This window comes from Mycoplasma sp. 4044 (assembly GCF_053851695.1).
Genome location: NZ_JBSQBD010000001.1, coordinates 217719 through 240923 on the forward strand (window position 1 = coordinate 217719; position 23205 = coordinate 240923).

The 23205-nt window shown below is 31.8% G+C and carries 20 protein-coding genes, 1 tRNA gene and 1 pseudogene; 7 read left to right on the forward strand and 15 right to left on the reverse strand.

Translation table 4 applies throughout. The annotated features are described in order from the left end of the window. The first annotated feature begins 38 nt into the window (after positions 1–38). Positions 39–2450 (forward strand): leucine--tRNA ligase, encoded by a 2412-nt coding sequence (leuS, locus tag ACWXVN_RS01090; protein WP_438341552.1) that lies wholly within the window; start codon positions 39–41, stop codon positions 2448–2450. Positions 2451–2470: 20 nt separating this feature from the next. Then, positions 2471–3829, forward strand: a complete 1359-nt coding sequence (locus tag ACWXVN_RS01095; RefSeq protein ID WP_455978827.1) for a M17 family metallopeptidase — start codon at positions 2471–2473, stop codon at positions 3827–3829. Positions 3830–4057: 228 nt separating this feature from the next. Here ACWXVN_RS01095 and ACWXVN_RS01100 read toward each other — a convergent pair. The 6 genes from ACWXVN_RS01100 to cypl form a co-directional block, all read right to left on the reverse strand. Continuing rightward, positions 4058–4131, reverse strand: a tRNA-Trp gene (locus ACWXVN_RS01100). 5 nt (positions 4132–4136) lie between these two features. Further along, the gene (gene ychF / locus ACWXVN_RS01105) at positions 4137–5243 is read right to left on the reverse strand and encodes a redox-regulated ATPase YchF (protein ID WP_455978828.1); all 1107 of its coding nucleotides are present in this window, start codon (positions 5241–5243) and stop codon (positions 4137–4139) included. A gap of 112 nt (positions 5244–5355) precedes the next feature. Further along, positions 5356–5826 carry a hypothetical protein gene (locus ACWXVN_RS01110; protein ID WP_455978829.1) on the reverse strand — a complete coding sequence of 157 codons (471 nt, stop codon included), beginning with the start codon at positions 5824–5826 and terminating at the stop codon, positions 5356–5358. A 58-nt stretch (positions 5827–5884) separates the two neighbouring features. Then, a complete protein-coding gene (locus ACWXVN_RS01115; RefSeq protein ID WP_438341548.1) occupies positions 5885–6385 on the reverse strand; it encodes a hypothetical protein in 501 nt (166 codons plus the stop codon). Positions 6386–6409: 24 nt separating this feature from the next. Beyond that, positions 6410–7981 (reverse strand): hypothetical protein, encoded by a 1572-nt coding sequence (locus ACWXVN_RS01120; RefSeq protein WP_455978830.1) that lies wholly within the window; start codon positions 7979–7981, stop codon positions 6410–6412. Positions 7982–8082: 101 nt separating this feature from the next. Then, complete coding sequence (cypl, locus tag ACWXVN_RS01125; RefSeq protein WP_438341546.1) at positions 8083–9168, reverse strand: ABC transporter thiamine pyrophosphate-binding lipoprotein p37/Cypl; 1086 nt, start codon at positions 9166–9168, stop codon at positions 8083–8085. A 156-nt stretch (positions 9169–9324) separates the two neighbouring features. On the opposite strand from cypl, the gene ACWXVN_RS01130 reads away from it, so the two are divergent. Genes ACWXVN_RS01130 through ACWXVN_RS01140 form a run of 3 tightly spaced genes read left to right on the forward strand, consistent with a single transcriptional unit; the run spans position 9325 to position 12114 of the window. Beyond that, a complete protein-coding gene (locus ACWXVN_RS01130) occupies positions 9325–9663 on the forward strand; it encodes a S1 RNA-binding domain-containing protein (protein ID WP_455967621.1) in 339 nt (112 codons plus the stop codon). Further along, a complete protein-coding gene (locus ACWXVN_RS01135) occupies positions 9647–10942 on the forward strand; it encodes a hypothetical protein (protein ID WP_455978831.1) in 1296 nt (431 codons plus the stop codon). The genes ACWXVN_RS01130 and ACWXVN_RS01135 overlap by 17 nt, the downstream gene beginning before the upstream one ends. Continuing rightward, entirely contained in the window at positions 10942–12114 is a 1173-nt protein-coding gene (locus ACWXVN_RS01140; RefSeq protein WP_455978832.1) for a 5'-methylthioadenosine/S-adenosylhomocysteine nucleosidase family protein, read from the forward strand. Before ACWXVN_RS01135 ends, ACWXVN_RS01140 begins: the two co-directional genes overlap by 1 nt. Positions 12115–12161: 47 nt before the next feature. Here the strand turns inward: ACWXVN_RS01140 and lpdA are convergent, their stop codons facing one another. The 6 genes and pseudogenes from lpdA to pdhA all read right to left on the reverse strand — a co-directional run bounded on the left by lpdA (position 12162) and on the right by pdhA (position 17396). Then, positions 12162–13589 carry a dihydrolipoyl dehydrogenase gene (gene lpdA / locus ACWXVN_RS01145; RefSeq protein WP_455978833.1) on the reverse strand — a complete coding sequence of 476 codons (1428 nt, stop codon included), beginning with the start codon at positions 13587–13589 and terminating at the stop codon, positions 12162–12164. A 312-nt stretch (positions 13590–13901) separates the two neighbouring features. Further along, positions 13902–14131, reverse strand: a pseudogene (locus ACWXVN_RS01150) (biotin/lipoyl-containing protein); the annotation flags it as partial. Between the two features lie 2 nt (positions 14132–14133). Continuing rightward, positions 14134–14862 carry a 2-oxo acid dehydrogenase subunit E2 gene (locus ACWXVN_RS01155; protein ID WP_455967625.1) on the reverse strand — a complete coding sequence of 243 codons (729 nt, stop codon included), beginning with the start codon at positions 14860–14862 and terminating at the stop codon, positions 14134–14136. 3 nt (positions 14863–14865) lie between these two features. Next, positions 14866–15087 (reverse strand): hypothetical protein, encoded by a 222-nt coding sequence (locus tag ACWXVN_RS01160; protein WP_455967626.1) that lies wholly within the window; start codon positions 15085–15087, stop codon positions 14866–14868. 169 nt (positions 15088–15256) lie between these two features. Continuing rightward, positions 15257–16255, reverse strand: coding sequence for a transketolase C-terminal domain-containing protein (locus tag ACWXVN_RS01165; RefSeq protein WP_438341539.1), 999 nt, complete (start codon positions 16253–16255; stop codon positions 15257–15259). A 43-nt stretch (positions 16256–16298) separates the two neighbouring features. Further along, positions 16299–17396 carry a pyruvate dehydrogenase (acetyl-transferring) E1 component subunit alpha gene (gene pdhA / locus ACWXVN_RS01170; RefSeq protein WP_438341538.1) on the reverse strand — a complete coding sequence of 366 codons (1098 nt, stop codon included), beginning with the start codon at positions 17394–17396 and terminating at the stop codon, positions 16299–16301. Positions 17397–17659: 263 nt separating this feature from the next. Between pdhA and ACWXVN_RS01175 the strand changes: the two genes are divergently transcribed. Next, complete coding sequence (locus tag ACWXVN_RS01175; RefSeq protein ID WP_438341537.1) at positions 17660–18631, forward strand: phosphate acyltransferase; 972 nt, start codon at positions 17660–17662, stop codon at positions 18629–18631. 22 nt (positions 18632–18653) lie between these two features. Beyond that, on the forward strand, positions 18654–19841 hold the full coding sequence (locus ACWXVN_RS01180) for an acetate/propionate family kinase (RefSeq protein WP_455978834.1): 1188 nt from the start codon (positions 18654–18656) through the stop codon (positions 19839–19841). A 719-nt stretch (positions 19842–20560) separates the two neighbouring features. Here ACWXVN_RS01180 and tig read toward each other — a convergent pair. The 3 genes from tig to ACWXVN_RS01195 are packed head-to-tail and all read right to left on the reverse strand — an operon-like array spanning position 20561 to position 23175. After that, the gene (tig, locus tag ACWXVN_RS01185) at positions 20561–21958 is read right to left on the reverse strand and encodes a trigger factor (RefSeq protein ID WP_455978835.1); all 1398 of its coding nucleotides are present in this window, start codon (positions 21956–21958) and stop codon (positions 20561–20563) included. 58 nt (positions 21959–22016) lie between these two features. Then, positions 22017–22727 (reverse strand): hypothetical protein, encoded by a 711-nt coding sequence (locus ACWXVN_RS01190; protein WP_455978836.1) that lies wholly within the window; start codon positions 22725–22727, stop codon positions 22017–22019. Next, positions 22717–23175, reverse strand: a complete 459-nt coding sequence (locus tag ACWXVN_RS01195) for a hypothetical protein (RefSeq protein WP_455978837.1) — start codon at positions 23173–23175, stop codon at positions 22717–22719. The genes ACWXVN_RS01190 and ACWXVN_RS01195 overlap by 11 nt, the downstream gene beginning before the upstream one ends. Between the last annotated feature and the right edge of the window lie 30 nt (positions 23176–23205).

Below are 23205 nucleotides of genomic sequence, written 5' to 3' on the forward strand. Positions count from 1 at the left end.
TAATAAAAATTTAAGACAAATTTAGCAAAGGAATTTTTATGTACGATCACCGTAGTGTAGAGAAAAAATGACAGGCAGTTTGAGAAAAAACTAACGCATTTAAAACTGAAGAAAAAAGCAACAAAAAAGCCTACATATTAGACATGTTCCCGTATCCTTCAGGAGCAGGCTTGCACGTTGGACACCCAGAAGGTTACATTGCTACTGACATAGTGAGTCGTTATAAACGTTTAAATGGTTACGATGTTTTACATCCTATTGGATGGGACGCTTTTGGTTTACCAGCGGAACAATATGCTCTTAAAACTGGTAATGATCCAGCTGAATTCACTCTACATAATATTAATAATTTTCGCCGTCAACTAAAAATGCTAGGTTTTAGCTATGACTTTTCAAAAGAAGTTAATACATCTGATCCTAAGTTTTACATCACTACTCAATGAATTTTCAAACAACTTTACAAACATGGTTTAGCAAGTATTGAAATGGTTGATGTAAACTGATGTGAAGAATTAGGTACTGTACTAGCAAATGAAGAAATTTTGGAACAAAACGGACAAATGGTTTCAGAAAGAGGAAACTATCCTGTTGTTAAAAAACCAATGCGTCAATGAGTTTTAAAAATTACTGCATATGCTGAAAAATTGCTTGAAGGTTTAGATGAACTAGACTGAAATGACTCAATCAAAACATTACAAAGAAACTGAATCGGAAAGAGTGTTGGTACTGAAATTGATTTCAAGGTTGACAATAAAGATTTCAGCCTTACTGTTTTTACCACTCGTCCTGACACGATTTTTGGAGTTAGTTACTTGTCAATTGCTCCAGAACACAACTTAGTTTCAAAATTAGTGACTGAAGAAAACCGCCAAGCAGTTGAACAATTACAACAAGCAGTGATTTCAATGAATCAAATCGAAAGATCAAATGACTCACGTCCTAAAAAAGGAGTATTCAGTGGTTCATATGCTATTCACCCAATTACACAAGAATTGATTCCAATTTTTGTATCAGATTATGTATTAAATAGCTATGGTACAGGAGTAGTCATGGCTGTTCCTTGTCATGACCAAAGAGACTGAGAATTTGCTAAAGCACACAATTTATTATTTAAACCAGTCATTGAAGGTTCATGAAGTGAAAAAGCATACACTGAAGATGGCGTTCATATTAATTCTCAATTCCTAGATGGTCTTAATAATAGTCAGGCAACTACAAAAATTAATGAGTATCTAGTTAATAACAAAATAGGAAAAATCCAAACAAAATATCGCTTAAGAGACTGAGTGTTTTCACGCCAAAGATACTGAGGAGAGCCATTTCCAGTCCTATTCGATGAAAACGATAATATTCTTTTAGTTGATGATATTGTTGAGCTACCAAAATCAAAAAATATTAAACCTTCAGGAACTGGAGAGAGTCCTTTAGCAAACTTAAAAGACTGATTGTATGTTGAAATCGATGGCAAAAAATATCGTCACGATACTAACACCATGCCACAATGAGCAGGTTCAAGCTGATATTTCTTGGCTTATATATTGAAAAACAGTGATGGAACTTATGAACCTATTGATAGCGAAGAAGCTAAAAGAAGATTTAAAAAATGATTACCTGTTGATCTATATGTAGGTGGACAAGAACATGCTGCCGGGCACTTGTTATATGCTCGCTTCTGACATCGTTTCTTATTTGATATTGGTATAGTTCCAACCAAAGAACCGTTCTTGAAATTAGTAAACCAAGGAATGATATTGGGAACTGATGGACAAAAGATGTCTAAATCATTAGGTAATGTTATAAACCCAGACGATATAGTTGAAGAATTAGGGGCTGACACATTACGTGTATACGAAATGTTTATGGGGCCTTTGACTGACACAAAACCTTGAAGTGTTGATCCAATAAATGGAATTAGAAAATGACTGGATAGAATTCTAAATCAAGTGACTCGTTTGATTAATCAACCTTTGAGTAAAGAAGTTAATGTTGAACTAGAATCAGAAATAAATATTTTGATTCGTGAAGTAAGTGAAAATATTGAAAAAGTAAAATTCAATATTGCTATTTCAAAAATGATGGTCTTTATTAACTTTTTAGCAAAATGTGAAAGTATTCATGATCTAAAAATCTTGAGAGACTTTGCTATTTTACTTTCACCTTTTGCTCCCCACTTAGCAGAAGAAATTTTAGAAATGCTAAATGAAAAACAAATTAAAGAGCAAACTTGACCTTTATTGGATGAGGCTAAAATCATAAAACCACAAACTATAATAGCAGTCCAAGTTAACGGAAAAGTGCGTGGTGAAATTGCAATAGAGGAAGATTGAACAGAAGAAAAAGTTGTGCAAGAAGCTCAAAAAGTTGAAAGTGTAAAAAGACACTTAGAAAATAAACAAATTGTTAAAGTTATTTACCGTCCGGGTGTTATACTTAACATAATTAGCAAATAATTAATTTTAAAGGAGTAAAAATGATTAAGTTAATTAATGAAAAAAATGATGCTTTAGTTCTAAAAGCAGCATTCGAAGAAAGCAAATTACCTGAAGTTGTTCTTAAAAAAGATAATGTAGTAACTGACTTATTCAACAAAAACACTTCATACGTATATTTAGGAAAAAAAGAAGAATTTAGTGCAGAAAAATTTGAGTCGTTTATTAAAGCGTTTACAGCAAATCTAAAACGTTCATACCAATTAGATGTTGCTACATTCACAAGTGCAAAATTAAGTGCAAGCGAAGTTGTTAAATTGGCAGTTGAGGCTTACGAATTCAATCAACCTATTTACAATCTAAAAACTAAAAAAGATGATAAAAAAGATGAATTAGATTTCTACTTATTATCAAAACGTGATTTAAGTGCTGAATTTGAAGAAAGTTCAAAAGTCGCAAGTGTAGTTAGATGAGCAAGAAACCTACAACAAATGGCTCCAAACTATGCTACATCAGAATATTTAGCAAAAGCTTATGACGAAGAATTGTCAAAATACAAAAACCTTCACGTTAAAGTTTTAAACAGAAAACAAATTGAAGATCAAAAAATGGGACTATTTTTAAGTGTTAACAGAGGAAGTGTTTATGAACCTCGTCTAGTTGTAGTTGAATACAAAGGAAATCCAGACAGTGACCAAGTTTTAGGATTAGTTGGAAAAGGTATTGCTTTTGACTCAGGGGGATACTCATTAAAACCATCTAGATACATGCTAGGAATGAAATATGATATGTCAGGTAGTGCTGCTGTTGCTGCTGCTATGATGCTTATTTCTTACTACAAACCAAAAGCTAATGTTGTGGCTGTTATGCCTTTAACTGATAACCGTATCAATGGAGATGCATCATTACCAGACTCAGTATGAACATCAATGAATGGTAAAACAGTTGAAATCAACAACACTGATGCTGAAGGGCGTTTAGTTCTTGCTGATGGTATGACATATGCAATCAGAAATCTAAAAGCTACAAAAGTTGCTACCATTGCTACTCTAACAGGTGCAATCTTAGTTGGACTAGGAACTACCTACACTGGTGTTTGAGCTTCAAATGATAAAGATTGAAAAGCAATTGAAAAATCTGCTAAAACTGCCAATGAACTAATGTGAAGAATGCCTCTACATGAAGACTTTGCTAAAAACATTAGATCTTCAAAAGTTGCTGACTTAAAAAATACTGACTTATCAGGAAATGGTGGAAGTATTTCTGCTGCTATGTTCTTAAAAGAATTCGCTGAAAAAGCAGACTTCATGCACTTTGATATCGCTGGTACAAATGAACTTTCAGAAATGCCACAAGGTGTTGCAATCAAGACTCTAGCTGAATTAGCAAAAAACTTATAGTATCAATATAAACTAAAAATTGCTCTGACTGAAAAAGTCAGAGTTTTTTTTGTCTCTTTAAGACTGAAAAAGCACTCAAAATAAGAGGTAAATTAAAAAAACCAAGTTTTAAACTTGACTTTAATGTAAGTAAATTGAAAGAATAAAAAAATAAAGCATATTTAAACAAAAAATCAGTTGCCTGTTTTGTTGCTATGCTTTTTTACATTTTTATGGTGAATAAACTCATGGCAGGGGCTACAGGATTCGAACCTGCACCGAAGGGTTTGGAGTCCTTAGTTCTGCCGTTAAACTAAGCCCCTTGACATTATTTGGCTATTTTGAAATAACAAACATCACCGTCTTGCATTATGTAACTTTTTCCTTCTAAGCGCATTTTGCCAGCTTCTTTAGCCGCTTGTTCTCCACCTAGAGAAACGTAGTCATCATATGAAATCACTTCTGCCTTTACGAATTTCTTTTCAAAGTCAGTATGAATAATTCCAGCACACTGAGCAGCATTTTGTCCATTTTTAAATACCCAAGCTCTTGCTTCTATTTCGCCTGCAGTAAAATATGTTTTTTGATCTAGCATGTAAAAACTTGTGCGAATTAAATTATTAAGTCCACTTTCTGAAAGATTGTATTCATTTAAAAATGCAAGTTTTTCTTCTTCGTCTTCAAATTTTGAAAGTTCATATTCAAGAGAAACACAAATAGGAATTAATAAATCTTCAGTTTTAGCAAGATGATTTTTCAGTGTTTGATAGTGTTTGGCTTGTGTTAAATCACTTATTTCATCTTGTTTTAGGTTGGCAACATAAATAATTGGTTTAGCAGTTAAAAGCTGTCAAGATTTGATTATTGTTTTTTGCTCATCACTCAAATCTAACTCACGGACATTTTTCTCTTGCTCTAAAAAGCTACGAATGTCAAGTGCTGTTTGATATTCTAATTTTAAATCTTTATCGCCAGAATTTTGAGCTCTTTTACCAATTCTTGCAATCACATTTTCAACAGTTTGTAAGTCGGCTAAGATTAGTTCCAGATTAATTGTGTTTATGTCATCTAATGGATCAACTTTTCCATTAACATGCATTATATTTGAGTCCTCAAAACAACGCACTACATGAACAATTGCATCAACTTCACGAATGTTAGCTAAAAACTTATTCCCTAAACCTTCTCCTTTTGAAGCACCTTTAACCAATCCTGCTATATCAACAAATGTAAATGTTGCTGGAATTATAGTTTTTGTTTTAGCTAATTCTGCTAACTTGATCAATCTTGGATCATGTAATTTAACTATTGCTGTGTTGGGTTCAATTGTGGTAAATGCATAGTTTTGTGCCTCAGCCTCATTCAAAGTTAAAGCATTAAATAATGTACTTTTTCCGACATTTGGCAATCCTACTATACCTGCTTTTAAACTCATATTAACTCCTTTTTGGCAATAAATAGTATTATAAACAATTTTTACACACTTGTTAGTCTAGAGATTTCAAAAGTAAAAATAAATGCAGAAGGTATTCTTCTGCATGTAGAACTTATAAGTCTGATTTGATGTCGTTATCTGAATTGTTGTGGTTTTGATCTTCAATGTTATTATTCATTGTTGCTTGTAATTTTTTACCTTTAATTACAACAATAAGCGCTATAACTGCACCTACTAGTGAAAGAACACCGATAAATAATCCTACAAGTAAAAATATGAAAGCAACTAGTGAAAGTGATTCAATTTGCTTTACATCGTGGTTTGGTTGAGAACCTTCATTAATTGCTTGAGCACATTTTCTGATTGAGTGAATTGCAATTATTGTTAATATAGTCATTACAAGATTAACAATTGCAACAATTAAAGACACTACTTTTAGTGCTATGTAAGTGCTGAGATTGCTACTTAATGCTACACCAACAATTCAGAATACAAATCAAGCGACACTGATTACTAATGTTGTAATAATCAATTTAAAAGCTTTGGCTGACTTATTTTTCAAATCTTCCATTGAGTAAATCATTTTTCTCCTTAGAATTTATAATAATTTAAACTTTAAATATTTTATAACATTCTAAGAATTAATCTAAGTTTTTTAATTTTGAAATAGTCATAAATTTAGCAATTAAACTAACTAATGGAATGAAGAAACCGATAATTAATAGGATTTTTATGTTCGATAATCCATCGGCAGCCATTTTTTTCTCCATGTTTTGTCTTGCTAAGGCAGGATCTGCATTTGTTTGCTCTTGTGAATAATAATCGGAACGCGAAAGTTTATTTTGTAGTTCGTCTACTTTAACAGTTAATATAATTGATAAGACAAAATTAATGATTCCTAAAATTGATAAAACTATTATTGGTGCACTAATGCTTGTAATAAGATCACTTAATGCTTTAGATACTTCTGATAGGCTATCTGAGCTTGATTCACTAGTTGTTGCAATTTTAGAAACATTAATTACAATTTTTATGATGAAAACTATGAATGTGATTCATATTGCAAAGTGAAGAATAATGCTCGAGATTGCTAAACCTTTAATTTTTTTAATACTTTCATTCAAATATTGATTGTTTTCCATGAATACCTCTCTCTACTTAAAATTTTATCATGTCATTTTTTGAGATTTGGCTACTTTAAAGACTCGGGTTCCTTTTAGTCCAAAAAGAAAGAATGGTTTTGAGTGGTTTAGATAAAAATAACGAACTGTTTCCGAAACCAAATTTAGCATTAACAACAGTAGTAAACTTATTCATACATATGGAGCTATATCCTGATAGTTATTTTTTTCGCCATAACTTATTGCTAATCCAAAACCAGAAGCCCCAAAAGTCCCATAGTTAATAAAATTACGAATGTTCTTTTCGATTTCTAAAAACAAAAACGTGTATATTGAAACTTTAACACTGGCTAAAATGAATGAATTAAATATTTTTAGCTTATTTCATCCTTGTTTTTTCAATATTTCAATACTATTAGTTTCGATTTTACTAATCGCTTCATTGATTTGTTTAGAAACAACTGTCGATGAGTGTAAAGCAAAAGCAAACACAAATCCTGACACAACATTACTAAATGCGTATCAAAAAATATAGAAAATTGTCAAAGTCGGAATAATTCGTATAAAAGTAAAAATAAAGCGATTAATTCAAACAAAATATGCCTTATTTGTTTTATTGTTGGTTAGAAAAATGTTTACATAGCTGAACAAAATACAAAAAATAATTGTTACGAATACCTGCACTAACAAGTCAAAAATAAGTTTAAGCACATTCTCATTCGTTTGCAAAATTTTTCAATTTGGATTGAATAAATCATTCAGAATTGTATGGCTTTTTTTAATGCCAAAACTTGGCATTGTGACAAATGAGCAAATAACAAAAATCAAAATCAAAATCAAAAATATTCACTTCAAAGACTCATAAAGATTGAATTTTTTTAAACTATTGACGCGTGTTTTGTGTGATTTGAGTGATTTATTATTTTTGTTAACGACGCTGTGACTTAATCACTCAAGACCGAAAATAAAAGAAACCAAAAATAGCAAAGGAATCAATAACTCATGCATTTTATACATTGTCAATGATGCTTCATTCAATAACTCACCTATTCCAATCAAGCCTAAAAAACTAAACACTGAAGTTCAACGCATATTTGATTCGAAAGAGTAAAGAATATAAATGACAAATTTGTTGACTAATTGTGGCAACAAAAAACGAACAATAACGTGTGTTTTTGAAAAACCTTTTTTGAGTCAAATGTTGTATGCTTTGACATCTAAATTTTCAATTGCTTCACTCATAAATTTATGTAGTCATATTCAAGTAAATCAACTAATCAAAAGTGCTGTTGCTAGTTGCTTGTGAAAACTAAATACAAATAAATAAATATAAATAATTTCTGGAACGCTTCTGAGTAATAACATAAACACCTTAACAACAAAACTTCAGTACTTGTTGTTTGTTTTGTAGTTTGTTACTAATGCTGTTAAAAGTGCAAGAGATGCCCCTAGAATAGTTCCTAGCAATGTAATTTGAATAGTCAATAGTAAAAATTTGAAACTTAGTCAAATTAAAGATTCATTTTGAAGATATGATGATTGAAAATAAGGAGTAAAAATATTTTTAATTCCCTTTCAAAAATATTCAGACCCACCTAATGAAAAACTAAATTTCATATAGACAAGACATAAAACAAAAAGAACAATTAGCAGTAAAAAAATCAGTCATTTTAGACTTTTTTGTTTAAAATAGCGACTTTTAAAAAAGTTATTATTCATTATAAAGCCTTCTTGTAAAACTCGGTAATCTTGTCAGCATTTGTTTTTTCATAACCGTTAATTCCTACTCAGTAACCTCAGTCATCTTTTGAACTCAAAATTGCATTTTGTAATAAACTAATCACATCATCACTCATGTATTTATTAGCAACTACAACATTAAAAAGTATGGGATCTGTTGTTGTTAAAATTTCAACTTGTTCATCAGTTTTTGCTGGTGTGTAAAGGGTTGGTTCTTTTTGTGAATTGTGATATGCTCATTCACCTTCTTCTGCTAAAAAAATGTGTACTTCAGGCATTGATTTCATATCTTTTGCTCCACTTCCTTTTGGGTAGGTGAAAAAATTAGAACTTGCTTTTTGTTTTTGAATAGCAAAAGAGTCAAATTGATTTTTTTTCAAATTGAAGTGCTTTTGAAATAAAAGTTCAACAAATTTATATTTTGAGGAAGATGAACTTTCACCCAACGCAATGTTAAAGGAGCGAAACGTTTGTCAATCCTTTTCATTTCAGGCAGTCTTGATCATTGACCTAGTTTCTGGTGAACCTACTATTAAAATATCCCCGCGATAATATGGTATTTTTGTTTTTAAATCGTAAAAAGACTGATAAATTCCATTTTTATACTGATATTCATCGTTTTTTCATTCATTGAAAGGTTTCTTTGTCAGCAGTTCATTTCTTTGCATTACTGATTGTTGTAACGCTTTAGCATTGTCTACTCAAAAAAATCCTTCACTGTCGTACTTAGGAGCAAGAGTTAAAGTTTGCAAAAAAGGCTTGACCAAATTAACTTGATAGTCAGTTAAAGATGCTCTTTGCAGTAAAAAATTAGAAGTAGTTATACTTATATTGTTTTTGTGTACCAGAGCACTATCGAACAATGTTCTATCGTCACTTATGATGTTAACTTTGATTTTTATGTCTGGCAAGTCTTTAGTTTTATCATTTAATTTTTTCAACTCATTGTATTTTTGTTCAATTTGTTTGAAAAAAGTTATTTTTTCTAAATTGAAACTTTTTGACCAGGCTTGTGGCACGTTAATAATTATTTCATTATCGTTTTGCGCACAAGATACAAGCATAGGACAAAAAAGACTGCTTCCAGTCAAAAGAAAAACAAGTGGTATTGTTTTTTTTAGCTTTATTGGCATCTTTCTTACTCCGTTTATTAATATATTTAATTAATGTAATTATATAATTTTAATAATATGAAACAAAAAACTCAACAAGGAGTCGACATGCAAGCAGGATTAATCGTCAGTGCTAAAGTAAAAAAAATTTATCGAACATTTGTTTTGCTTGAAACAAGACAAAAAAATACGTGTCGTTTGAACCTTAAAGAAGTAAGTGATTTTTTTATTGCTGATTTAGAGGATATCTTCAAAATTGGCGATATGGTCGATGTTCAAGTTTTGAATTATGATGACAAAAAAGAGACATATAGTGTTAGTTTTAAGTCAATTAGACCACGGTATTTAAGAAATCCATTTAGTTTTGTATTTGATGAAAAAAATGCTTCATTTGAAAAATTAATGAAGTTTTGCAAGAAGGAGTTAAAAAATGACGGAAAAGATTAAAATAAATATCAAAAATGCTCTTAAAGACACAATCTATTTTACTTATAAAGATTTAGTAAAAGAAATTGATTACAAAATTCAGACTCGCACTGCAGAAGGGAATGAATTTTTTGGTTTTCTAGATTTACAAAGAGATGGAACTAAAATCATTGACACAAAAGATATTATCAAGACCGCAAAAGCATTGAAAAAAGATGTGCAAGCCTTAGTAGTTGTTGCTCCTAATTCACTTGCCTTACAGTCAAAAGCTGCTATCGAATTTTGTTTCGGTAAGCAAAACTGAGGAAATGTAGGTGATGTTGAAATCATCTACATCGACCACATTTTGAGTGGACGTGAAGCAGCATCTTTGAGTGAGTATTTGAGAAATAAAAAATTCGCCATTAATTTGATTTCAAAAAGCGGAAATGATATTGAAGTTTTGGCTAATTTCAAAATTGTTAAAGATATTTTAGAGCAACAAATCGGAACAAGAAATGCAAATAAATTCATAATCGTTACAACAAATGCTAACTCAGGTAGATTAAATCATTTAGCAAGAAAAAATGATTACAAAACCTTTGTTATTCTTGATAGCGTCTCAGATAGTTACTCTGCTCTTACTCCTGTTGGTCTTTTTGTTATGACAATGGCTGGTATTGATATCGATAAAGTACTGAAGGGCGCTAAAAAAGCACATGAAATCTTTAGTTTCAGTGAATTGAGCCAAAATGCAGCATACTGTTATGCTATAGCTCGTTTTGCATTACAAAAACACAACATTAATCACGAGCTGTTTGTTGCTTATGATGAAGATTTAAAATCGGTGGCAAAACTTTGACAATATCTTTTTGGCGAAGCCGATAGCAAACAAAAAAGATCACTTTATCTGGATACTGCGATATTTTCGAAGGACATTTCAACCCGAATTCAATTTATACAAGAAGGATTCAATAATTTATTTCAAACATTTTTAAGTATCGACAAAACTAACATGGATTACAGAATTCCAGTCGGTCAAGATGAAAGTGAAGACATCAAGTCACTTTCTTCGTTAACAACTAATTCACTTAAAAAACAATCTTATCAATCAATTATTAAAACGAATTACAGAATTGGGAAAATAAGAAACATTGAACTTATAGTAGAAGATCAAAGTTTCGAATCGTTTGGACATCTTATAGTTTTCTTACAAAATGCTAGTTTAATGAGCAGTTATCTACACGGACTAAGTCCTTTCCACAATCAATCACAAGGTATCTATGAAACACAATTATTAGATGAATGAAAGGGAAGATAATGGCTAACGCAACAGTAATTAAAAAATTAGAAAAAATCAAAAAGTTTGTTGATGAATATGATACAAAAATACAAAAAGTACTTAACAAAACACACACAATCGTAAAAGATCCAGAGGCTGCATTTGACAAAGCATCGGTTGCTGCTGATATTTTATTTGTTATAGCTGATTATGATGATTTTGATCCATACAATCAATATTTCAACTTTATTCAAGAAACTGAAATGGATATGTATGATGATTATACTATTTACAAGTATGAAAGCAAACTATCGGGACATAGATTTGATGTTCTATTTTCAGGAGTAGGAAAAGTTAACGCATCACTTGCTTCAACTATTGCACGTTTATATCCAAATACATACTCAGTAGTTTACAATATTGGTTCAGCATGTTCTATTCGAAAAGATGTACCTGTTTTGAGTACTCACGCAATTAGTAATGCTCGGTACTGAGATGTTGATGCAACAGCAATAAAAGATGATTCAGGTTCATCTAAATACACTTTAGGTCAAATTCCTGGAGAACCTATTAGTTATGACATTTTACGTAATGAAGAACATAGTGTAATGACTGATTACTTAGGAATAGATTATGTTTCATGAATACTAACTGGCGACAGTTTTGTTACTAAAGATAATCCAATTTTAAGTAATCCGGAATTCAAAAAATATCAACTTGTAGATATGGAGGCAACTGGATTTATTCACGGATTAATGAAAGTTTTTGGTTCAATAGGTGTAACCGGTATTTTTAAGGTTGTTTCTGACAATATTTATGATGATAATAACCCAAAAGATTATGAAAAAAATAGGGAATTGGTTTGTCAAAAGATTTGCAAATTGATGGATATACTAGTGTATGAAATTTCTATTTACGAACAAACATACCAAAAACTTATTTCATCCAAACATAAACAATTGAGCTCTATTAAAAGCAATTACTCTTACCTGGAAGCACTTTATGTGGAAGCAAAATTAATGAATACAGATAACATGGATCTGGTCTTTAGTAAACAAAGAGATAGAGAGCTTATGTCATTTATTGACAATCAAGATGAAATAATGAAATTAGCAAAACATGCTAAATTTGGATTTTCTAAAAATCATTGAGATGATGACGATGAAGACTATGATGATTTCGATGATGATGATGATGACTGAGAAAATTAAGTAAAACAAAAAAACAAAAAAGCAGCCTGCGCTGCTTTTATTATTAACTATTTTCCTAATTTGTGAACTGCTTGACGTGCTGTTTCTCATAAAATTTCTGAGAATGTTGGGTGTGGATGAATTACATTTGCTAGGTCGTAAACTGTCATTTTATGATCCATTGCCATAGCAATTTCTGAAATCATGTCAGTTGAGTTAGCTCCAACTAATTCAGCTCCCAAAATTTTTCCTGTTGATTTTTCAACAATTAATTTTGCAAATCCATAGTCACGGTGTGCAGCAATAGCTTTTCCTACAAATCCAAAGCTATATTTAGCAGCAACATATTCAACACCTTTGTCTTTTGCTGCATTTTCAGTTAGACCAACCGAAGCTACTTCAGGGTCAGTGTAGATACATCCTGGAACTGTTAGAGGATCGTAGTTAATGCTTAGGTCAGATTTTCCTTCTTTACGTAGAATATCGTAAACTGCAATAACTGCATGTTTGTAAGCAACATGAGCTAACATGTTTTGTCCTACAAGGTCCCCAATTGCGTAAACGTTTGAAACGTTAGTTTCACATTTTGAGTTGATTAGAACTTCTTGTCTTTGTCCTAGTTCAACTCCTGTGTTTGATAAGTGAGATGAATTTGGAATACGTCCAACAGCACTTAAAACAACATCTGCTTCAACTTTGTATTCTTGACCATCGATTTCGTAAACAACAAAATCCCCTTCAAGAGCTTTAGTTTTAGCATTGAAAATAAATTCAACACCATTAACATTTTTTAGACGTTTTGTAACTTCATCAGTAACATCTTTGTCTAAGTTGTAAAGAATTCTATCTAAGTTTTGAATGATTGTAACTTTTGTTCCAACAGCTGAGTAAACTTGAGCAAATTCAACTCCGATTACTCCTCCACCGATGATTACTAAACTTTTTGGAATTCTATTGAAATTGATTAGTCCAGTTGAAGTAACAACTTTACCTGATTTGTATCCTTCTTCGAAACCTGGTAAGTTTAGACGACGGTTGTGTGAACCCATTGCATAAATCATGTATTTTCCACTGTATACCTTGTCTAACACTTTGATTTCGTGGCTTCCTACGAATTCAGCTTCAGCTTCGATAGCGTCTACTTTGCTTCCTTTCATTAACATTTTAACCCCAGCAGTTAATTTGTTAACTGTAGCCATTTTTTGTGCTTGCATTTTGTCTCAGTCAACTGCTACTGAGCTTAGGTCTAAATTAATTCCTAAACCTGCTAATTGGTTTTTAACTAATTTGTTGTATTCTTCTGTTGAGTGTAAAAGAGCTTTGGTTGGAATACATCCAACGTTTAAACAAACTCCTCCTCAGTATTTTTTCTCAACAATAAGAGTTTTTAGACCATGTTTACCAGCTTCTTCTGCTGCTAAGTATCCACCAGGACCTGCTCCAATAACGATTAAATCATATTCTGCATCAATTGGTCCGTTGTAATTTGAACTCATTTTTCTCCTTTTTGACGTTAAATTTAATAATTATAAATTATATAACTTTAGGTTAAAAATAGTCTTTAAAAGGCTAAAAAGTACCATTTTACACTTTTTTAAATTTTTGCCTACTTTGATAAAAAACTATTCTTTTGATTAAAAAGTGCAAAGAAATAGCAGCAACAATTGTTGCTCTAGGCTTTTAGATAATGAATGCTGAAAATATTTTTTTCCAAAAATCACTCATTTTCTTTACAATTTGACGTTTTTACAAAAGAAGTAACAAAAAAAACTGCCAAAGTGGCAGTTTGGCGAAGCAGATTATTAAGCTTCTTCGATGTAGAAAATTTCTTCTCCAACTGTGATTTCTTGTCCTGGTGGATTAAAACTTTAGCAACTTTTCCTGAAACTGGTGCAGGAATTTCAGCTGTCATTTTATCTGTTTCAACTGAGAATAGGTTGTCACCTTCTTTAACTACGTCTCCTTCTTTAACGAAAACGTCAGCTACTGTACCTTCGTGTAGACCTTCTCCGATGTCTGTAAATTGCATTTTAAACATAATTATAAATCTCCTAATTTTTCTGGTTGTTCTAATAATTCTTTAACTCTATAGTTAAATCTTCCCATATCTCCACCATCTACTCAACGGTGATCAGCTGCGATTGTTAGTCACATTGATTTTGCTGCTACAAATTGTTTGTCTTTAACAACAACATCATCAATGATTGCTCCAGTTGCTAAAATAGCAATTTCTGGATAGTTCATGATAGGTGTTCCGTAAAGAGCTCCTACGGTACCTATATTGGTAATTGTAAAGCAAGCTCCTTGCATATCTGACATTTTTAATTTTTTGTCTCTTGCTAATCCTGCTAAACGAACGATTTCTTGTTGAATTTCAACGATGCTTAGTTTTTCTACGTTTCTGATTACAGGAACAACAAGTCCGTATGGTGTGTCAACAGCAATACCGATGTTTAATTCTCCTGGGAACTTTACTACTCCAGCTTCTTCATCAACTTTTGCTGAAAACATTGGTTGTTCTGATAATGTAATAGCAACAGCTTTTACAATAAATGATAGGAATGTTAATTTAACTCCTGTTTTTTCAACAACATCATTTAATACCGCTTTACGGTAGTTTCATAATTCAGTTGCATCTACTTTAGTTACTAAAGAACAATATGCAACATGATCCATAGCGTTTTTTAGATTTTTCGCAATAGCTTTACGAATAGGAGCTAGTTTTTCCTCTTTAGCTACTAATTCTTTTACTTTAACAATTTCTTCCATAAGTTATTTTCCTTGTTCTGCTTTTTGTTTTCTTTCAAGAATTGCTCTTTCACGTGGTGTTAGTTGTGCTTCATCTTTCGATTGAGCAGAGCATTCTCCGTCACATTTTTTAGGTTTTTTACTGAACATTGAAAAATCTAGTAAGTCGTTTGAAACTTGTAGTTGTCCTACAACAGCAGGAGCATCTTGTTCTTCGACTTGTGGTTTTTTATTTTCATCAGCCATTTAAAGCCTCCTTCATTTGATCAAGCAGATCGATAAAATTTATTAATTTATTTATACGTTAAATTATATATTAATTTACAAAAAAGAAGAAAAAACCTTGCCTTTTTTCGCTGCAAATAGCGTTTTTGGCAAGATTTTTATTATTGAGTTTTCAAGTTAATTTTGATGACTATTTTAACATTTCTTTAATTGTTTGAGCAATCTTGTTTTTGTCAACCATGAATTCTGGTTCTAATGCAGGTAGAGGAATGGTTACGTCTGGAGCTGCTAAACGAACTGGTTGGTGTGTTAAGTAGTCAAATGCATGTTGGTTAACACGAGTAATAACTTCTGATGCGATTGAGAATGATTGAACTGATTCAGTAACAACAAGAACTTTTCCTGTTTTCTTAACTGATTTAATAATTGTTTCTGTATCTAATGGTTTTAGTGTACGTAAGTCAATTAGTTCAACTCTTCCAGCAATGTCAAATCCTTCTTCGTGAAGTTGTTTTAGAGCAGCAGTAGTTTCGTGAACCATGTGTCCGTAAGTAACTAATGTTAAGTCGTCTCCTTCAACAACTACGTTAGCTTTTCCTAATTCAACTGTGTAGTATCCTTCAGGAATTTCTTGTTTGAAAGCACGGTAGTCACGTTTGTGTTCTAAGAAGATAACTGGATCTGGTGATTCAATAGCAGCTAACATTAACCCTTTCATGTCGTAAGGTGTTGATGGCATAACAACTGTTAGACCTGGAATGTGAGCGTAGATAGCTTCGATTGATTCTGAGTGGTGTTCTAGAGCTTTAACTCCTCCTCCACAAGGCATTCTGAATACAGCAGGAACATGGTATTTTCCACGTGTTCTATTTCTTAAACGAGCAGCATTTGTACAAATTTGAGCAAGAGCGTAGAATGAGAAACCTGAGAATTGGAATTCAACAACTGGTTTTAGACCTGCAACAGCAGCTCCGATTCCCATACCAGCAAGTCCTGATTCTGAAATTGGAGCATCTCAAACTCTATCTGAACCAAAAGCTTTTTGTAGACCTTCTGTAGCACGGAAAACTCCACCTTCAAACCCTGCATCTTCTCCGTATAGAACTACTGATGGGTCACGTTCCATAGCAACGTGTAGGGCTTGGTTTAGAGCACCGATGTTATTTACTGAAATTAATTTTTTATCCATAAAAATTCTCCTAATAAATATTCTTTTAATAATTGACTAGCAATTATTTTTTGAATTTTAGTCCTTCTGCGTGTTGTTCTTTTAGTTCAGCAGGCATTTCTGCGTAGGTGTATTTGAAAATGTCGTCGTATCCTTCTTTTGCTAGGTCTTTTGTTGATTCTTCATATGCTTCTTTAGCTTCTTTTAGAGCTGCATCTCACATATTTTGTTTCATTTCTTCTGTAAGAATTCCATTGTCAAATAGGTATTTTTCAATACGGTGCATTGGTTCTCATTTTTCTTTTTCTGCTTCTTGTTCTGCTGTACGGTAGATACGTGGGTTATCTGATGTGGTGTGTTGTCCTTGACGTCATGTAACGAATTCAATTAAAACTGGACCATTTCCTTGACGGATGTAGTCAGCAGCTTCTTTAGCAACTTCGTAAGCTGCTAGTAAGTCGTTTCCATCTACACGTAGTCCTGGCATTCCATATGAAAATGCACGTTGTGAAAGTGTTGGAACGATGTAGCTGTTGTGTTCTGGAACCGAAATAGCTCATTGGTTGTTAATTGCAGCTACTAATACTGGTAGGTGACGAACTGCAGCTAGGTTTAGTCCTTCATGGAATTCCCCTTCGTTTGTTCCCCCGTTACCGATTGTTGTAACAGCAATAGCATCTTTTTTACCGGTTTGTTTTAGTGCATAAGCAACTCCAGCTGCTTGTGAAATTTGTGAACCGATAACAACTTGCATTGGTAAAGCATTAACATCTTTAGCAAAGTTTGAACCTTGTTCTGATCCTCTTCAGTAGTTAAACACGTCTTTCATTTTTACACCGTGTGATAGTTGTGCTGCAAGTACACGGTAGTGAGGAACGAATCAGTCTTGTTTTTGCATAACTGCTCCAAGAGCTGATAGGGTAGCTTCTTCTCCTAAGTTAGGAGCAAATGTTCCCATACGTCCTGTTTTTTGTAGTTGTAGAGCGTAGATATCTCATTGACGAGATCTAACCATTGTTTCATACATTTTCAATAGTTCTTCATTTGATGCTGATGGTTTGTATGATTTGTCAATTAAGTTTCCATCAACGTCTAATAAACGAACCATTTCGTTTTTATCTGACATAACATATGTAGCAGATTTAATATATTTGAAACTCATTTATTTTTCCTTTCATTTTTCTTACAAGTATTGCACTTAAATTATAAATAATTTTTAATTCTTTTTTACTTGCTTGGAGCGAAAATCTTTGCCCTCTATTTTCCTTAAATTTAATAAGTATTAAGGATTTGCAAAAAGTAAAAAGTAAGATATGGCCAATCAAAGCATATTAATATAAGGTTTTTAAAATATTTACTTTGAAAAGGGTAAAATTTAGATTATTATAGTTTTTTATATTCAAAAACAAGATTTAAGGAGACAAAATGTCAAAATTTAGTGAATATATCAACAGTTTAATCAAAGAAAAAGCTGCTGAAAAAGTTCTAAGTGTTTTATTCATCGATGGGGATGATGAAAGAAGCCGTGAAGCTGCTAAATATCTACAAGAAAATAAATTAGCTAAACCTATTATGTTATTAGAAAACGAATCACAAATCGTAAATGATGGTTTAGAAAATATCGTTATGACACAAATGGCTGACAAGATTGAGGAATATGCTCAAAAACTTGTTGTTATCCGTAAAGGAAAAGAAGATTTAGATACATGCCGTAAAAATCTAAATCAAAGACCATACTTTGGAGCTATGATGATTAGAACCAAAGATGTCGATTCAGCAGTAGGGGGATTAATTTACTCAACAGCTGACATTCTAAGAGCTGCTTTTAAATGCATCGGAGCAAAACCAGGAATCAAAACCATTTCATCAATTATGGTAATGCACAAAGATGATGAAAAATTCATTCTAACTGATCCTTCAACAGTGGAAAAACCAACTGCTGAACAATTAGTTGACATCGCTAAAAATGCAACCGATTTCGCTCGCACAATGAAAATGAACGACTTGACCGGATTCTTAACATACTCAACAAATGGATCTGGAAAAGGAGAAAACCCTGACCTAGTTCGTGCCGCTGTTGCTTTAGCACAAGAAACAGACATTAACATGATTAATGGAGAAATGCAATTCGACTCAGCTTACGATTTAAAAGTTAGAGCACACAAGTTCCCTTCAGCACCTCAAAAAGAATTAGGAATTTACGTATTCCCTAACCTAGAAAGCTGTAACATTGGATGCAAAATTGCACAACGTTTAGGAAAATACGGAGCTGTTGGAGCTATTATGCAAGGAGTTAACGGAGCAATCAATGACTTTAGCCGTGGAGCAACAGTTCAAGACGTTATCGACGTTACTTCAATTACAGTTCTAAAAGGATACGAATTTTTAGACAAATAATTACTTAAGGATTAATAAAAATATGAAGAAAATTTTAGTTGTTAATGCAGGTTCTTCTTCTTTAAAATGAGCACTATACTCAGCTAACAAATTGGAACAACTTGCTAGCGGTCTATGTGAAAGAATTAACTTAGACGGAAACATTATTACCAAGTTTAACGGTCAAAAATTTGAAGATCGTGCCGACTTACCAAACCACGTTGAAGCTGTTAAAAATTTAACTCGTTTATGAGTAAAATATGGAATTATCAAAAATTTAGACGAAGTAATCGGAATTGGTTTCAGAACTCCTTTATCAGGACACAAATATCTAACTCCTGTTCACTACAATGAAGATGTTAAAAAATCAATTGAAGAAGCTGCTAAATTCATTCCGTTACATGCGCCTGCTACACTAGCGGCTGTTGAGGCTTTTGAAAAAGAATTGCCACATGTACAAAAAATTATTGCTCAAGACACAGCTTTCCACGTAACAATTCCAAAAATTAATGCGACATTCCCAATCAATCAAGAATGAGCTAAAAAATACAACATCTATAAATTTGGTTACCATGGTTTAAGTTATGACTACATTAATGACAAAATGAAAACTATTTTAGGTAAAACTAAAAACAATATTGTTGTTGCACACTTAGGATCTGGAAGTTCAGTTTGTGCTATCAAAGACTCAAAATCATTAGACATTTCAGTAGGATTTAGTTCTCTAGATGGGTTGATGATGGGAACACGTTGTGGTGCAATTGATCCAGGAATTACTGACTACTTAGTGCGGGTAGAAAAACAAGATGTTGAAGAAGTATTCAACATGATGGTTAAAAAATCTGGTTTACTAGGTGTAAGTGGTATTTCTAACGACGTTCGTGATCTACATGCCGCTTGAGAAAATGACAAAAATGAAGATGCTAAATTTGCAATTGATTTATTCTGCCATAAAGTAGTAGATTACATTGCTCAATATATTAATAAAATTGGTAAACCTATTGATGCCATTGTCTTTACAGCTGGTATTGGTGAAAACGATGATATTGTTCGTGATCTAGTAGTTAAAGGTCTAAAATCATTCGGTGTTAGACTATCGGACAAAGCAAACAAAGAAAAATATGCAGATTACAAATTAATTTCTTCTCCTGCTTCAAAAATTCCAGTTTACAAAATTAGAACAGATGAAGAAGTTGTTATTGCTAAATATGTAAAAAGTTTAGCTAAATAATTAATGCATACAAAGCCTTTATTGGCTTTGTTTTTTTATAAGTTTTGAACCTAAAGTGCTCATTAGCAACGAAATAGAACAACAAATTGAATTTATAGCTTTAATTTATTTAAATCTCAAAATTTTTTATTTTCTTTTGTGAAACGTTTTTTTATAAGATGAGTATATAAAATCTTGGAAAATAGCTATATTTAAACAAATAAAAAATAGCCAACACACCTTTTTATAGAAAACTAACTGTGACATAACTTATTAAAGGCAGCGTCTTTTAGTTGATGCGCTATAAAATCACAACGTCCTGAGAGATTAATGGTTTTTAAAAAATAACTGCTAGTGAGTTTTGACTCGTCCGTTTAAATATCTAAATATTCACTTAAATAAAAAAATCCCAGAGGATGCTGGGATGTCAATTTCTTTGTTAAAAGAACTGAGATTTTTGTTGATTTTATTGCTAACTTTAATTAAGTTTTCGACAAAACACTAAGTTTTACTTGTTTTTTACTGAGTTTTCGTCTAAAACTATTTGGTCTTTCTTTTTAAATAAAGTTAATTATTATTGATCAGCGAAGATTGTTTACTGAGTTAGCGAATCAAATGATATTTTTTCAATCTTTTTTAATTATTTTGGATATTTAATTCTTATCCTTCAATACTAAAATACCTATTGATTTTAAACAAAAAGCAAGACTGTAATCAATCTTGCTTAACTGTTTTACTTATTATTTTTCTGATTTTTTAGCACTTGCTTTTTTGGCAGGAGCTTTTTTGTCTTCGCCAGTTTTTACTTCTTCTTTTGGTTCTGGTAAAAGAATGTCACCAAAAACTGATTTGTAATTTTTAGGGTCGTTGTATTTAGCTAAAGTAGCAATAATTTTTTTGTTAATTAGAGGTAGTTGAATTTGTTCTTTTGTAATGTATTTTTTAATTTCTTCTACATCCATATTGTATAGTTTTGCTAACAATGAGTATTCATTTTCGTAATCAGCATCTTCAACTTTGATGTCTTCAGCTTTAGCAATAGCAGTGTATGTGAATGAAATTTTTAAATTGCGAACAACTTCAGTTCTGATTTCTTCTGCTAGTTTCTCTTTAGTACTTTTAACAACTTCTAAGTATTGTTCAACTGATGCGCCTTGTTGTTTTAAAGATTGTTCAAAACGTTTGTAGTATTCTGACATTTCTTTACGAACAATTTGATCTGGAAGTGGGTATTCTGAAGTTTCAAGTAATTTCTTCATAATTTCTGAAGCAAATTTTTCTTTTGATTGTTCGATTTTTTCACGTTTAGTTAGGTCTTTTAGGTAAGATTTCAACTCTTCAACAGTGTTAACATCTTTAATTGCCAATGTTTTTACAAATTCATCGTTTAATTCTGAAAGCTGTGGTCTTTTAACTTCGTTAACTTTAATTTTGAAAGTAGCTTTTTTATCTCTCAAGTATTCCATGTGGTAATCTTTAGGGAAAACAATGTCAAATTCTCCTTCATCACCTTTTTTGAATTTCTTTAGGTTATCTTCAAATCCTGGGATAAATTGTTTTGAACCAATGATAATATCAAAGTTTTCAGCTTCTCCGCCATCAAATGCTTCACCGTCTACAAATCCTTTAAAGCTAAAGTTTACCCTGTCATCTTCTTGGATTAAGTCTTCAGCAACTTCTAACATTGCATGACGTTTTAGCATTTTTTGAATTTGTTCTTCAACATCTTTTTCGCTTACTTTGATTGAAGGTAATTTAATTCCTAAATCTTTGTATTCTCCTAGTTTAACTTCAGGTAGTAGTGGATAAACAAATTCTAAAACTAGTTTGTCTTTGTCTGCTTCTAAGATGTTTCATTCTGGAGCATCTAAAATAAAATCTTCTTCTTTAACTTTAGTTGCAGCTTGTTCAGCAGCTTTTGGTAATAATTCTTGAACTGCTTGAGCTTGTACTTGACCTTCAGTAATGTATTTATCTGCCTCTGCGGCTGGAACTTTACCTTTTCTAAAACCTTTAATTTCAACTTTTTTTCTTAGTTCTTTACGGGCTTTTTCTTGTGCTTCTTGTCAAACTTTAGCTTCGATTTCTACTGATACTGATAATTCAGATTTTTTCTTATCGATTTTTCTTTTTAACATAAAAAACTCCTTTGTTATATTCTATAAAATTATAAACTAAAAACACTTTGTTAGTGTCCTAGACATTGCTTGTTTTCTTCAACACTTCGAACAATTTAGTTTCTTCAGCATTCAAACTTTTTTCATCTTTAATTCCTAGCAATGTGTCAGTTACATTGACAATAGTGTCTAAACAATTAATTTCTTTGCCTAGCACATAATCTTTTCAATTGCTAGTTATAAACACATAGAAAACTGATATTGCTGTTTTAGCTCTTACAACATCATTATTCATCGTGTCAACAATCATTTTTTGTGTGTTTGTAATTTCATCATTATCTTTCAAACTCACGCATTTTGCAGGATTTATGACTGTTTCGCCTATTTTGTAGTCATAGTCAATTTTCTTTTCGCTTAATAAAGTAAAAATCAAAATGTCAATGTCTTCTTTCTTATTAAACAATTTATTAAAATGAGTAGCTTTTTGTTTTAAGTCATCCTTCATTTTTAGAGCATTGTAAAAAAGCATTCAGTCATATCCCATTGGGTTTTCTGCCAACAAATCAATCAATTGTTCTGTGGTGATTTGAGTTTCAATGTGTTCTCTTTTTTTCTCTAAAAGTCTGTGTAAGATTGCTTGTTCCAGCTCTCTTAATTCTGGGCGATACTGAAACAAATCAACATCTTTGGCTGTTAATCTTAATTCATAAAGACTTGCAATTGGATCATTTTCTCAGTTAGCAAGTACTCGTGCTTTGACTTTTTGAAGTTCCAATTCTTTATTGTTCATTATTTTCCTCTTGGGCTTTTTTAGCCATTTCCAAGAAATTAGCAAGTTCTTTTTTCTCTTTTTCCAAAACTATTTTCTTATCGTTTACATCTTTTAGTCTACCTAATAAAATTAACACTAAATCTCATCCAGCTGAAATGATACTAATGGCAAAATATAAAATTGAGAATCCGATTGCCAAGATTCATCCAATAAATACTTTTGAATTTGTTATATCACCTTCACTATCCTTAGCAATATCAGTAGTGTTTATAATTACAGCTCCAGTAATAATTAAAGCAGTCGCTAGAAGCCCTAATAAAAATCAAATAAGGGCATTAATTTTTTTTCCTAAATATAGACTCGGGATGCCAAATCCTTTAAAAATTAATAGACTCAATAAAATGGTTGATTTTTTGGTTGAATTTTGATCAATCACTTCTTGAATTTCTTCGGGTTTAAATACCATTTTTGTCCTTTCTATAATTTATATAAATTT